Annotated in this window: 14 protein-coding genes, 1 riboswitch and 1 other annotated feature; of the genes, 11 read left to right on the forward strand and 3 right to left on the reverse strand. The window is 36.7% G+C overall.

Annotated features, from left to right (window positions below):
• The first annotated feature begins 49 nt into the window (after positions 1–49).
• Positions 50–152: riboswitch (TPP riboswitch) on the forward strand.
• Positions 153–238: 86 nt separating this feature from the next.
• The 5 genes from HMPREF2767_RS07990 to HMPREF2767_RS08010 all read left to right on the forward strand — a co-directional run bounded on the left by HMPREF2767_RS07990 (position 239) and on the right by HMPREF2767_RS08010 (position 5,487).
• Positions 239–988 (forward strand): 3-oxoacyl-ACP reductase, encoded by a 750-nt coding sequence (locus HMPREF2767_RS07990; protein ID WP_040928465.1) that lies wholly within the window; start codon positions 239–241, stop codon positions 986–988.
• Positions 989–1,089: 101 nt separating this feature from the next.
• Positions 1,090–1,342, forward strand: a binding site (T-box leader).
• A gap of 115 nt (positions 1,343–1,457) precedes the next feature.
• Positions 1,458–2,567 (forward strand): 5-methyltetrahydropteroyltriglutamate--homocysteine S-methyltransferase, encoded by a 1,110-nt coding sequence (locus HMPREF2767_RS07995; protein WP_371440531.1) that lies wholly within the window; start codon positions 1,458–1,460, stop codon positions 2,565–2,567.
• Between the two features lie 132 nt (positions 2,568–2,699).
• Positions 2,700–3,530, forward strand: a complete 831-nt coding sequence (locus HMPREF2767_RS08000) for a DUF2382 domain-containing protein (RefSeq protein ID WP_070457107.1) — start codon at positions 2,700–2,702, stop codon at positions 3,528–3,530.
• Positions 3,531–3,656: 126 nt separating this feature from the next.
• Positions 3,657–4,175: an STM3941 family protein gene (locus HMPREF2767_RS08005; protein ID WP_070457106.1), complete on the forward strand. Its 519-nt coding sequence runs from the start codon at positions 3,657–3,659 to the stop codon at positions 4,173–4,175.
• 124 nt (positions 4,176–4,299) lie between these two features.
• Positions 4,300–5,487 (forward strand): GTP-binding protein, encoded by a 1,188-nt coding sequence (locus HMPREF2767_RS08010; protein ID WP_070457105.1) that lies wholly within the window; start codon positions 4,300–4,302, stop codon positions 5,485–5,487.
• Between the two features lie 40 nt (positions 5,488–5,527).
• Here the strand turns inward: HMPREF2767_RS08010 and HMPREF2767_RS08015 are convergent, their stop codons facing one another.
• The gene (locus HMPREF2767_RS08015) at positions 5,528–6,175 is read right to left on the reverse strand and encodes a hypothetical protein (RefSeq protein WP_148129014.1); all 648 of its coding nucleotides are present in this window, start codon (positions 6,173–6,175) and stop codon (positions 5,528–5,530) included.
• A gap of 210 nt (positions 6,176–6,385) precedes the next feature.
• On the opposite strand from HMPREF2767_RS08015, the gene HMPREF2767_RS08020 reads away from it, so the two are divergent.
• The 3 genes from HMPREF2767_RS08020 to HMPREF2767_RS08030 all read left to right on the forward strand — a co-directional run bounded on the left by HMPREF2767_RS08020 (position 6,386) and on the right by HMPREF2767_RS08030 (position 7,956).
• A complete protein-coding gene (locus HMPREF2767_RS08020; protein WP_070623800.1) occupies positions 6,386–6,805 on the forward strand; it encodes a hypothetical protein in 420 nt (139 codons plus the stop codon).
• Positions 6,806–7,225: 420 nt separating this feature from the next.
• Positions 7,226–7,423, forward strand: coding sequence for a hypothetical protein (locus HMPREF2767_RS08025; RefSeq protein WP_070457102.1), 198 nt, complete (start codon positions 7,226–7,228; stop codon positions 7,421–7,423).
• Positions 7,424–7,605: 182 nt separating this feature from the next.
• A complete protein-coding gene (locus HMPREF2767_RS08030; protein ID WP_070623803.1) occupies positions 7,606–7,956 on the forward strand; it encodes an SdpI family protein in 351 nt (116 codons plus the stop codon).
• Between the two features lie 122 nt (positions 7,957–8,078).
• Here the strand turns inward: HMPREF2767_RS08030 and HMPREF2767_RS08035 are convergent, their stop codons facing one another.
• On the reverse strand, positions 8,079–9,329 hold the full coding sequence (locus HMPREF2767_RS08035; protein ID WP_371440766.1) for a trans-sulfuration enzyme family protein: 1,251 nt from the start codon (positions 9,327–9,329) through the stop codon (positions 8,079–8,081).
• Entirely contained in the window at positions 9,319–9,993 is a 675-nt protein-coding gene (locus HMPREF2767_RS08040; protein ID WP_070623810.1) for a hypothetical protein, read from the reverse strand. Before HMPREF2767_RS08040 ends, HMPREF2767_RS08035 begins: the two co-directional genes overlap by 11 nt.
• Before the next feature lie 119 nt (positions 9,994–10,112).
• Here HMPREF2767_RS08040 and HMPREF2767_RS08045 point away from each other — a divergent pair, with 119 nt between their 5' ends.
• The 3 genes from HMPREF2767_RS08045 (at position 10,113) to HMPREF2767_RS08055 (ending at position 13,350) form a co-directional block, all read left to right on the forward strand.
• Positions 10,113–11,582, forward strand: coding sequence for a SulP family inorganic anion transporter (locus HMPREF2767_RS08045; protein ID WP_070623813.1), 1,470 nt, complete (start codon positions 10,113–10,115; stop codon positions 11,580–11,582).
• Complete coding sequence (locus HMPREF2767_RS08050) at positions 11,575–11,991, forward strand: universal stress protein (RefSeq protein WP_070457097.1); 417 nt, start codon at positions 11,575–11,577, stop codon at positions 11,989–11,991. Before HMPREF2767_RS08045 ends, HMPREF2767_RS08050 begins: the two co-directional genes overlap by 8 nt.
• Positions 11,992–12,066: 75 nt before the next feature.
• Positions 12,067–13,350 carry an NCS2 family permease gene (locus tag HMPREF2767_RS08055; protein ID WP_210391814.1) on the forward strand — a complete coding sequence of 428 codons (1,284 nt, stop codon included), beginning with the start codon at positions 12,067–12,069 and terminating at the stop codon, positions 13,348–13,350.
• The last annotated feature ends 67 nt before the right edge of the window (positions 13,351–13,417 follow it).

Below are 13,417 nucleotides of genomic sequence, written 5' to 3' on the forward strand. Positions count from 1 at the left end.
TAAACAATTGACGTAGTTGAAAGCGTTTTGTATATTAAAGTTAATATAAGAGATACACTAGGGGAATTTAGAAATAAATTGAGATGAGTTTACTCAGACCCTTTGAACCTGATCTAGTTTAAACTAGCGTAGGAAAGTGTGCATATACATAACGGATTGCTGCGTGCAATTCTTCTTTGTGCACCTTCCTAATTGGAAGGTGTATTTTTTATATGAAAAATATTAAAGGAGTATTGGTATGAAGACAATTTTAGTCACAGGTGGCGCACGTGGATTAGGTGCAGCAATTGTTGATGCGTTAAGCGCTAAAGGTTACAACGTCGTTATTAATTATAACGAGAGTAAGGAATTAGCAGAGAAAAAGGTACAAGAATTAGGAGAGGACAAAGCAATCGCATATAAAGCAGATGTTAGAAACCGTGAAGAAGTTGACCAAATGGTTGAAGCGGCGATTGAAAAATTTGGTCGTATCGACGGCATTGTTAATAATGCTTTAATTGGATTTAAGTTCGATCCAGTCGCACAAAAAGCATTTAAAGATTTAGATTGGGAAGATTACGAACAGCAATTAGAAGGTACGATGAAAGCAGCATTTAACGTAAGTCAAAGTGTGATTGAACATTTCATTGAACAAAAAAGCGGTTCGATTGTTAATATCGGTACGAACCTCTTCCAAAACCCGGTCGTACCATATCATGAATACACGAGCGCAAAAGCTGGTTTACTCGGTATGACTAGAAATATCGCAAGTGAACTCGGTCAACATGGAATTCGTGCAAACATGGTGTCTGGTGGGTTATTAAAAACAACGGATGCTTCGAGTGTTACGACAGATGAGGTGTTTGATTTAATAGCGAATAATACACCACTTAGACAAGTGACAACACCAAATGATGTTGCAAATATGGTCGCATTCCTTTCTTCAGATGAAGCGAAAAGTGTGACAGGGCAAAACATTACAGTAGATGGTGGACTGACGATGAACTAGTACGCGCTCTAATATTGAACAGTATTTAATTTTTCAGATAATTTTAAAAATTGTATTGATTTTAATTTCTAGTATGTGCTATAGTTATTCACAACAATAAATTAAAGCTGTTGATGAGGAAAGTAAAAGTAACGAAGACGTTACAGAGAGTCTTTGGTTGGTGAGAAAAGACGGTTGGAATTATTTTGAAAATGGCCTCTAAAGCATTGATTCGAACTTTCTTTAAAGTAAGAGTTAATCGGTTGCTTCCGTTACAAAGCCAGGGTATAAGCGTATATTTACGCCGTACCTGTGAGGTGTATTTCGCAAGAAATGCATAAAGTAAGGTGGTAACACGTATATAGCGTCCTTTGAATTGTATAATTCAAAGGGCGTTTTTTTATTGGCAGCTATTTAAAATGGGGCGATTAAAATCGAAAGTGACATGATGAAAAACGAGTTGAAGAAAAATTAAATTAAAAATTAGGAGATGTTTAATATGACAAAAGGACCATTCAAAGCAGATCACGTAGGAAGTTTACTTAGACCAGAACGTATTCATAACGCACGAAAAGATTTTAAAGCAGGCAATATTTCTAAAGAAGAATTATTTAAAATAGAAACAGAAGAAATTGAAAAAGTTGTCGATAAACAAATCGAAGTAGGGTTAAAAGCAGTCACAGATGGAGAATTCAGAAGACGATTTTGGCACACAGACTTTTTAGAACAATTAAATGGTGTTGAAGGGTACGAGCCAGAACAAGGATACACGTTCGTCGGTGAAGTTACAGAAGCGTGGAACATTCGAAATAACGGTAAAATTTCGTTTAACAAAAACCACCCTCACGTCGAAGAGTTTAAATTGTTTAAGAAAATAGTAAACGGACGTGCAGTCGCAAAACAAACGATCCCAAGCCCGAACCAACTATTTAACGAAGGTATTCGCGATAAGTCTATCTATCCAAATATTAAAGACTATGCAGACGATATTATAAAAACATATCAAGATGCAGTCGAGGCATTTTATGAAGCGGGTTGTCGTTACTTACAATTTGACGATGTGTACATCGCAGGACTTAATGCAGAAGATTACTTATGGGGAGATACTGAATTAAGTCGACAAGAAGCAATTGATCTAGCGCTATATGTCGTGAACTCTATTTTAGAAGTAAAACCAGATGATCTCGTCATCACAACGCATCTATGCCGTGGTAACTACCGTTCAAAACACGCATTCGAAGGCAGTTATGCAAAAATCGCACCGACATTATTTAAAAAAGAGAAAGTCGATGGATTCTTCTTAGAGTATGATGATGACAGATCCGGAGACTTTAAACCACTAGATTATATTCCAAACAACGGTCCAAAAGTAGTGCTTGGATTATTTACCTCTAAACACGGTGAACTTGAAGACAAAGAAACAATAAAAGAAAGAATCGAAGAAGCGAGTCAATTTATACCGAAATCACAAATTTGCTTATCACCGCAATGCGGTTTCGCTTCAACGCACCATGGTAATTTACTCACTGAAGAAGAACAGTGGAACAAACTTCGTTACATTGTAGAGCTAGCAGAAGAACTACTTGTTGAGGGAGAATAATTTGAAAAATTAAAAAAGATGTTTAAGAAAAATTTAAACGGGCATACTTTAATTAACAACATACGATAGGCATATAATCTTAACAATTAAAATAATGATTACCATCAAGGTAAACATAGGAGGAAGATTATAATGAGTTTTGTACAAGGAAGTTATAATTCATCAGAAGAAGCATTAGAAGCAGTTAAAGGGTTAAAAGCAGAAGGTTACAGAGAAGACCAAATTAGATTAGTAGCAAACGAATCAACACGTGATACATTTGTAAATAATTCAGGTGTAGACGTTACTTCAGCAGAAGGAGCAAATGGTGTAAACCATGAAGACGAGTCATTCTGGGACAAAATTGTAAATGCATTTACAGTTGAAGATGACTATGAACATCGTGTTGGACAAGACGGCGATGTGTTAGCAGATTACCGTTCAGATATTGATGCAGGTAAGGTGCTCGTTGTAGTAGACGGTGAACGTGGAAATGTTTCAGAGGCTAACGCAGTAGATGGCGCAGCACCAGTTGGTGGTGCTTATGAAGATAGAGACGTGAATGACCGTAGCCGCGTAGCAGACGCTGACACACAAAATGTAGAATTAAAAGAAGAGCAACTTGACGTTAATAAACGTGAAGTTGAAAGTGGTCAAGTAAACGTTTCTAAAAACGTAGTTGAAGACAGAGAGTCAATTGACGTTCCAGTTGAACATGACGAAGTTGTAATTGAACGCCATAAAGTTGAAGACGGTAGAGAAGCTAAAGATGGAGACTTCCATGACGAAGATTACTCTATTCCATTAACAGAAGAACAAGTAGACGTTGATAAAAAATCAGTAGTCACTGAAGAAGTAGAAGTAGGTAAACGTCGTGTTACAGATACTGAACACTTTGAAGACAACGTTAGACGTGAAGAACTAGACGTTCAAACGGATGGTAATGTTAATGTAGAAAAAGACCAAGATAGATTTGATAGATAAATCAAATAAAAACTTTTAAATAGTAAGTTATTAGACTGTAGATTTAATCTACAGTCTTTTTTATTAATGTTATTTTTCAACACTCTTTGGGTAAATATTTTTTATCAGCTAAAAGGAGTGAATCTTATGGGAGAAATTGTCATTAAAAAGAGCAAAAAGAAAGTAACGATGCTAATCTTATTCTCGATTGCCTTTATCGGTCTAAGCGTATTTATACTGCTCTATGGTTTAAATAAAGAAAGCTTATTACTATCAATCATAGGTGGAGCAGGGATCGGTTTTTCTCTCGCGGGTCTAATTGCTACGATTAAAATGTACCGTTCAGGAGATACGTTACTCGTTATTAACGACAAAGGATTTTACGATTATTCATCACTCATGGCGACAAATGATCAGTTAATTGAATGGAGTGAAGTCAGTCAAATTCAACATGCTGAAATGAGCGGACAGCAATTTGTGAATGTTCAATTAAAGAATCCAGATGAGACGCTACGCAATCTGTCAGACTTTGCTAAAAAGATGGCGAAAGCAAACGAAAACATGGGATTACCGGGCATTAACGTAAACGCAAATATCGCAGTCGGTTACGATGCAACGGAGTTAGTCGAACTCATGAACAATTACTTAAAACAAACGCATAATTAAAAGAGATAGAGTCTTATACTACGAAGTAGTGTAAGGCTCTTTTATTATGAGCGAATCATTGACTTAAAAATTTCAAACATGTTATTATATAGAACGTAACAATTACGATTTAGGAGATTTATAAATGAAAAGAATACCAGTAACTATACTTAGCGGTTACCTCGGAGCGGGTAAAACGACGCTAATGAACCACATTTTAAACAATACAGAAGGCTTAAAAGTAGCAGTACTTGTAAACGATATGAGTGAAATTAATATCGACGCAGACTTAATTGCGAATGGAAGTAGCTTAAGTCGTACAGATGAAAAGTTTGTAGAACTTTCTAACGGATGTATTTGCTGTACATTACGCGAGGACTTACTCGTAGAAATTGAAAAGTTATCTAAACAAGATATCGACTACATTTTAATCGAATCAACAGGTATCAGTGAGCCAGTCCCAGTTGCACAGACGTTTTCATATGTCGATGAATCACTCGGTATCGACTTAACAAAAACGACTTACATCGATACGATGGTCACAGTAGTAGACGCATATCGATTCTGGAATGACTATAACTCAGGTGAAACACTACTCGATCGCCAAGAAGGAATGAGCGAAGTCGACGAGCGTGAAGTGAGTGACTTACTCATCGACCAAATCGAGTTTTGTGACGTCATCGTATTAAATAAAACAGACTTAGTATCTGAAGATGAGTTATCACAATTAAAACGTACAATTCGTACGTTACAACCTGAAGCGGAAATTATTGAAACAGTGAACGCAGAATTACCACTCGAAAAAGTGTTAAACACAGGACGTTTTGACTACGAAAAAGCTGCATCATCTGCAGGATGGTTAAGAGAGCTCGAAATGGGACATGAAAACCATACACCAGAAACAGAAGAATACGGTATTTCAAGTTTCGTATATAAACGCACATTACCATTCAACGCAAAACGCTTTGATGACTTCTTACAAGAAATGCCAGAAAACATCGTCCGTGCAAAAGGACTCGCATGGCTCGCGTCAAGAAATGACTTTGCAATCATGGTATCACAAGCAGGAAGAAGTGTTGGAATCGAACCAGTGAGCTACTGGGTAGCAGCGATGCCTACAGAAACACGCCGTCAAATATTAGCAGAAAATAGAGAAATGGCACAAACGTGGGATCCAGAATACGGAGACAGAAGAAACGAACTCGTATTCATTGGAATCGACTTAGACAAAGAAGCAATCACAAAACAATTAGATGAATGCTTAATCAACACAAAAGAAATGGAACAAGACTGGAACACATTAGAAGATCCATATCCATGGCAGATTGCATAAAATTAAGTCCTACACCTATATTTTAGGTGTAGGGCTTGTTTTAATTCTTATTATGTGGGTTAGCTTCAGGGTTATTTTTGAAATACTCATCATGATCATGATACTCTTCAAACATATTTGCAAGCTGTAAGATTCGTTCATCATCTTTATACTTTTCATATAAATCATCGATACGATATTCTGAAGCTAGAGTAAGACCATGTTCATTAGGTTTCGTATATTCATATCTAGGAGCTTCCTGAGCTGTTACTAATACTACATATTCTTCTCCAATGGAAAAGTAAGCATCACCATGCGAATTTGACTTAGGAAGAACTAAATATATATCGACCTCATAAGGATAGGCTAAATCAAATCCACGATTAACATATGGAATGAGTCCAATCTTTTTAACCCCTGTTAATTCTTTATATTCAATACTTCTATCTGGCATATACAGCTTATATATATATTTATTTTGAATTACATCATTTGCATCGGGCAATATATAATTGTCATCTTCAATAGGGATTTGGTCAAACCAAGTCATTGCGAGAATCTGGTTTCTAGTAAGTTCTTCTCTTTTAATTAACGGTTCGTCTTTCTTTTCTTCTTGTTTAGAATCCTCTACAGAATCATCTTTGTTTGAGTCATCTTTAGTCGATTCATCGAATTCTTCAACATTCGAATTATCCTTTCGTTCAACCATGTTGTCTTGAGTGGGAACAGGAGTTTTGCTACATGCGACTAAAACAAGTGTAAATAACATCATTACATAAATTATTTTCTTCATAATCCACCTCTAAAAACTTTTAATTATATTATATCAGAGTGAATAAACTATACATTTAAAAATATAATCAATATGTAAAATTTGGTATAATAATAAGAGAGGGGAATATAAAAAGGAGGCATCATTATGAGTGAACAATTAACGAATAGACGAAAAGTCAGAGGGCTACTCCGAGAGTTAGAAGACATTCTTTTTGATATTTCTGTAAAGGAAGCGGACAATAACAACTTTCTAATCATAGAAAGCGAGTTAGAGTCTAAACTTTTTAACGAAGGAGTTTCAGGCGGAGAAGACGAGTTAGAAATCGTCATTTCACTAACGGATGAAAATGTGCACTACAAGCTAGAAGTAGAGGCTGAATATCCGTCAAGTAAACTAGAAGTCGAAGTGTATAAAAAAGCTGCGGACGAGCTAAAATTTGTACGTGTCAATGAATTACCGGAACAGTTGAAAACATCAGAAGCATTCAGAGAGAAGTTAAACGAACTATCTAAAGTAGTAGAAAGCCTCGGTGGTGAAAACTTTACAGATCTGTTTGGAGAATAGGGGAACAAAGGAACCAGTATTCTCTTATGAATACTGGTTTCTTTGTATTTAATTGGTATAATTATGAGTAATATTAAACTATTTGAGGTGATGTTATGTACAGTATTGGATTGGATATTGGTATTGCAAGTGTAACTCTTAACCTCAAATTATTGTTATGAATTTTTTCACTCTCGATAATTGCTTATCAATAGAAAATGATTACGTGGTGCTTTCCGATAGGAAACCTTACATCGCAAGTTAATGAAGAAGTTAAAAAACAAGTGAGAAAAAGTACACGTCAAAAAAGAACTAGGTACAATAGGGTCGTACAGGAGTAATTATTTAATTAAATAAATTAAATTTTTGACAAATTACAATTAATACATTAGGTTTTAAAGTAGATTAAAAATAATTATTATATAAAAAGGTGATATATCAATGTCAAATGAGATCGAAAAATTAAAAAAATTAGCTACAAAATCAAAAGTAACAGAAATCGAGTATCCCGAACTAGTTAAAGAAAAATATCGTGAATTTGCGATTGTAGAAGATGAATCAGATGGTTTTGTTTCTAGGGAACAAGTAGATGAGTATATAGAAAAATATGCGTTGTCGAGATTAGAAAAAGATATTTAAATTTTCAACGTGTTTGGTGTATTGGTGTGTATAAATAATTTTGTTAAATGATATATTTGTTGCATAAAGTGTTATATATTTTTGCACTCTCGATAATTGCTTATCAGGTAAACAACTATCAACTTGATAATTTGCAATCGTAATCCTGATGTCGCAAGTTATTGAAGAAAGGTAATGATATTATGTTAATTAATGCAACTATTATTTTATGTTTAATTGGTAAATTTCTAAGAGATGAACCTATTAAAAAAGCAAATAACTTTGTAGGTTATAGAACTAAGAAGGCTTTGGCTAATGATCATAACTGGAATCTCGCACAAAAGACAGCTTTTGAATTGATGTATAAAGTATTCTTTATAGTTTCAACTATATTTGTACCTTTTATCATAATCGATATTCTATCGTTAATAGGTCTATTAAGTGACTCCATATTTACATGGTCTATAATTTTCCAAAGTGCAAATATTGTTGTTGGATTTATACTGATATTTGTACTGACAGAGAAAAAATTAAGTGCTTACGGGGTTAATTAATGAAGATAATGTACCAAATTACATCAAGCATAGAATTAAAACAGTATTACTATAATACTTATAATATAAAACTCCGTTAAATGGGATTTAAATCCAATTTTAACGGAGTTTTTTAATGTTATTTACTTCCCAAACTCTTCTTTCACCTTATCAAACGCTTGATCTAAGTCGTTGATAATGTCTTCTGCCGCTTCAAGTCCAACGGACAAACGTATGAGGCTTTCTGTTAGGTTGAATTCTTTTAACTCTTCCACTGGTATTGCTGAGTGTGTCATGGATGCTGGGTGTTGGATGAGTGTTTCTGGGTCACCTAGGCTGAATGATATGATGATGAGTTTTAAATGGTTTAATAGTGCTTCTGCCATCGTTGAATCTCCATCGATTTCAAATGATACGACTGCACCACTGTCTGCCATTTGTTTCTCTATAATTTCTTTTTGTGGATGGTTTTCATCACCCGGGAAATAGACGTTTTTGACGAATGGATGTGTGTTTAGGTAGTGAAATACTGCTTTTGCATTTTCACAGTGTCTATCCATTCGTACGGATAATGTTTTAATCCCACGGAGGATTAAGAACGCATCCCACGCGTTTAAGTTTTGCCCGAGTTCTCCCATGATGTTTTGACGCATAAATGCGATGTCTTCGTTTGATCCACAAATGAGACCTGCAACGACGTCGCCGTGACCGTTTAAGTATTTTGTTGCGCTATGTACAATGATATCTGCGCCGAGTGTGAGTGGGCGCTGTAAGTATGGTGACATAAACGTGTTATCGATAATGACTTTTAAGTGATGTTTCTTTGCAACGTGTGATATTGCTTCTATGTCTAATATTGTTAACGTCGGGTTGGATGGTGTTTCTATAAAAATCACTTTTGTATTGTCTTTAATATGTTGTTCTATTGTATTTGTATCAGTGCAGTCGATATAGTCGTATTCGATGTTATATCGGCTTGCGATTTTTGTTAAGAAACTGTACGTACCGCCGTATAAGTCTTTTGTAACGAGTACGTGGTCACCTGATTTTAGTTGTGAGAGTAGTGCGATACTAATTGCTGCCATGCCGCTACTTACTGCAAGTGCATCGTCTGCTTCTTCTAGACTCGCAATTTTTTGTTCTAATTGCTTAGTCGTCTCATTACCGTATCGACCGTAATGAATTTCAGATGCACATTTTGTCGCATGCTGAGCATCAGTTGTACAGTCAAATGAGTATGCAACAGCAGGAACAATCGGTTGAACGATTGCGCCCGCTTCTTTTTCTGTCTGACAGTTATGAATAATCTTCGTGTTAAAGTTAACGTTTGAACGCATGATTGAAACTCCTTCAGTTAGAATGTAGTAATTTTTAAATGTATTTTTATTCTCCATATATAGAATCTATTTTTTTGTAATACGCTTCCATGTTTTCATAGCTGTTCATTCGTTCAATGAGGTTTAATATGTTTTCGTTGTTTTTATGCTTTTCGTATAATTCTTTAATGTTATATTTGTGGCCATAGTTTAATGCTTCTTGGTACGTAAGTTCTCCGAGTGATGAGTAGAGTAACGTGTATGTTTCTCCGACTGCAAATACGGACATTCCACCCATGCTTGGTGGGTTGACGACGTAGAATGTGAGTGGATCTTGTGGTGTATCTACGAGTACGTAAGTGACGTCTACACTTATTATACTGACTTCTGGTATTTTATTTGTTACGTCAGCGCTTTCACCACCAGGGTAAAGAGGACGCGAATACTCTCCAGCGAATATCTCGTCTACTGTTGGTAATACGTATTCGTTAAATTCGTCGATCACTTGTTGATCGTAAATCGTCATTGCTAATAGATGTTCTGTCGTTAAGTCTTCAAATGCGATTAGGGGTGTGTCTTCTTTTGTTTCAGTTTCTTCTTTGTCTTTTTCTGTATCAGATTCTGCTTCTTGGTGCGAACGCTCGACTTCGTTTTTAGGCTTCTCAGTTTCAGCAACGTCTTTTTTACTACACGCAGCGAGTATGAGTAAAAGTGAAGCGAATGCGAATAATACTTTTTTCAAAAATTACCACCTCACATTATATGTTGTGTGTTTTCTTCTTAAATTATAATATAGCAGATTTTACATGCAACTATACTGTTATTTCCATTATAATAGATGTTTGGAAACTGGAGGTTACTATGGTAGAAAAAATAAAAGCCGAGTGGCTGAATCAGCCGCTTCAAAATATATTGGCAGGGATTGTCGTCTCACTTGCGTTAATTCCAGAAGTGATTGCTTTTTCTTTTATTGCAGGTGTCGAACCGATGGTTGGATTATACGCGTCGGTTGTTATGGCGATTTCGATTTCGTTTTTAGGTGGGCGCCCGGCGATGATTTCTGCAGCTGCCGGTGCGATTGCGCTTTTAGTGAGCCCACTTGTTAAGGAGTATGGTGTTGATTATTTAATCTTCGCAACGATTGTGATGGGGATTATCCAAGTGATTTTTGGGTTGCTAAAAGTCGGATCTTTACTGAAGTTTATACCGAATTCCGTCATGATTGGTTTTGTGAACGCACTTGGGATTTTAATATTCATGGCACAACTTGAGCATATTTTTAATATATCATTTGCGACATACATATATGTCACTGTCACGTTACTGATCGTTTATATTACACCGCGTTTTGTTAAGACGATTCCAGCACCACTATTTGCGATTGTCATTTTAACGAGTGTATATATTATCTTTGGTGCAGATATTAAAACAGTTGGTGATTTAGGTGAGATTAAACGCACTCTACCTGAATTCATTATTCCGAATGTGCCGTATACGTTAGAAACGCTACTCATCGTTTTACCGTATTCGATTTCTATGGCGATTGTCGGACTCGTTGAGAGTTTATTGACAGCTAAAATCGTCGATGATGCGACAGGTACGATGAGTAACAAAAATAAGGAATCTCGCGGACAAGGGATTTCAAATATTATTACAGGTTTCTTCGGTGGAATGGGTGGTTGTGCGATGATCGGACAATCAGTCGTAAGTGTTGAGTACGGTGGTACAACACGTCTTTCGACGTTTACTGCAGGTGCGTTTTTAATGTTTATGATTCTCGTTTTAGGCGATATTATGGTTCAGATTCCGATGTCTGTACTCGCGGCAATTATGGTAATGGTCGCGTTAAAGACGTTTGACTGGGGCACGTTTAAATACGTGAAGTACGCTGAAAAGAGCGATATTTTCGTAATGCTCGTTACAGTTGTAGCAGTCGTCTTAACGAATAACTTAGCAGTCGGGGTCATTCTCGGGGTGCTTTTAAGTGCGTTATTCTTCTTAAGAAAAATATCGAACGTTACAGTGACTAAAGAAGATGGAGACGTAGTTACGTATAAAGTGTCGGGGAATATTTTTTACGCGTCAATTGAATCGATGATGGACCATATCGATTTAAACGATAAAGGTCGTACGATTTACTTAAATTTCGACGACTCGAGAATTTACGATGACGCTGGATTAGAGGCGATTGAACAGATTGTTCATCAACTAAAAACACACAATCAAGTGTACGTGACACATTTATCTAAAAACAGTTATGATAAGTTTATAACACGAACTACGATAGAAGAGTCTCATCTCATACAAAAAGGAGTGCACGATGATGTATAAATCAATACTACTCGCTTCAGACGGCTCGGATTATAGTTTCCGCGCTGCAAAAGAAGCGTTAAATTTTAGAAGTGAAGAAAGCGTCATAACAGTGTTAAGTGTATTAGAAACTGAAGCGGTGAAATACGACTTTTTACAAGACGAACCTGGCGAGAAAGATATAAAAGAGAAACATATTAAAGTGCTTCAGCCAATTACTGAATTATATGATTCAAACAATGTAAATTATCAACTCCGTTTAGAATCGGGGAATCCGATCCGAAAAGTAGTAGCAATCGCAAACGAAGGTACTTATGACGTTGTCGTTATCGGTTCAAGAGGGTTAAACGCATTCCAAGAGATGATGCTCGGAAGCGTGAGTCATCAAGTCACGAAGAAATCAAAAATACCAGTTGTGATCGTGAAGTAGTGAGAACCTCTAGACGACTAAGCGAATGAAGCGTAAAATTAGTATGTTAGTTTAATCATTAGGGAGAATATAATTATGAATGAATTCTTTAAGTTACATGAACGTGGGACAGACGTCCGTACGGAGTTAATTGCGGGTCTGACAACGTTTCTTACGATGGCGTATATCGTCATCGTAAACCCAGCGATTTTATCAGCAGCTGGGGTACCGTTTAACCAAGTATTTATTGCGACAGTGATTTCTGCAGTTATCGGTACGCTCATTATGGCGTTATGGGCGAATTATCCGATCGCAATCGCGCCAGGTATGGGTATGAACGCATATTTTGTGTCGGTCGTATTCACCGAAGGTGTTACATATCAAGCGGTATTCGGAACAGTGTTTTTTGCAGGGGTAATATTTTTACTGCTAACATTTACGTCACTTCGTGAAACACTGATCCGCTCGATTCCAACACCGTTAAAAGTCGGGGTCGCGAGTGGTATTGGTTTATTTATTGCTTCACTTGGTTTAAAAATGTCTGGCATTATTGTAGCAGATGAAGGGACGCTCGTTGCGTTTGGTGATATTACGTCACCTGTCACGTTACTGACAGTCGTTGGGTTATTACTGACGTTAATTCTTGTCGCGCGTAACGTTAAAGGTGCATTATTTATCGGGATGCTCGTAACGGCAATTATCGGTTACGTGACTGGACTTCTTCACATCGATAATGGTGTCGTATCTACGCCTCCGTCACCAGTATTTTTTGATATCGACTTAGGCGGAGTATTTAGTCAATCGTTATACTCAGTCGTATTCGCATTTTTACTTGTAACACTATTCGACACGACAGGTACGATGATCGGTGTTGCTGAACAAGCAGGTCTTATGAAAAACGGCGAACTACCAGGTGCTAAAAAGGCGTTAATGGCAGATGCGGTCGCAACGACAGTTGGTGCGACGTTTGGTTCGACACCGTCAAGTGCGTATATCGAATCATCATCAGGTGTTCAAGTCGGTGGACGTACTGGGCTTACGACGTTAGTCGTAGCGGTACTATTTATGTTAACGTTATTCTTTTCACCGATTATTGAATCTATTTCAGCGTTATCTGCAATTACAGCACCAGCACTTATAATCGTTGGTAGCTTTATGATGACGGGATTAGCGAAAGTCAATTGGTCGCGTTTTGATGACGCATTCCCAACGTTTATTATCGTTTTAACGATGCCATTTACGGCAAGTATCGCAACGGGAATCGCGCTCGGATTTATCACATATCCGTTACTCAAACTCGTTGCAGGTAGAGGTAAAGAAGTTCATCCTTTAATATATGTGTTTGCGGTATTATTCATTATCCAAATCGGATTCTTATAAGGAGAGATATTTTACTCATACAGAGGACGAATAAAACAAAAATACGGTAAATGATTCAAGAATCATT

The organism is Nosocomiicoccus sp. HMSC067E10 (assembly GCF_001810835.1).
In the GTDB taxonomy this organism is placed as follows: Bacteria; Bacillota; Bacilli; order Staphylococcales; family Salinicoccaceae; genus Nosocomiicoccus; species Nosocomiicoccus ampullae_A.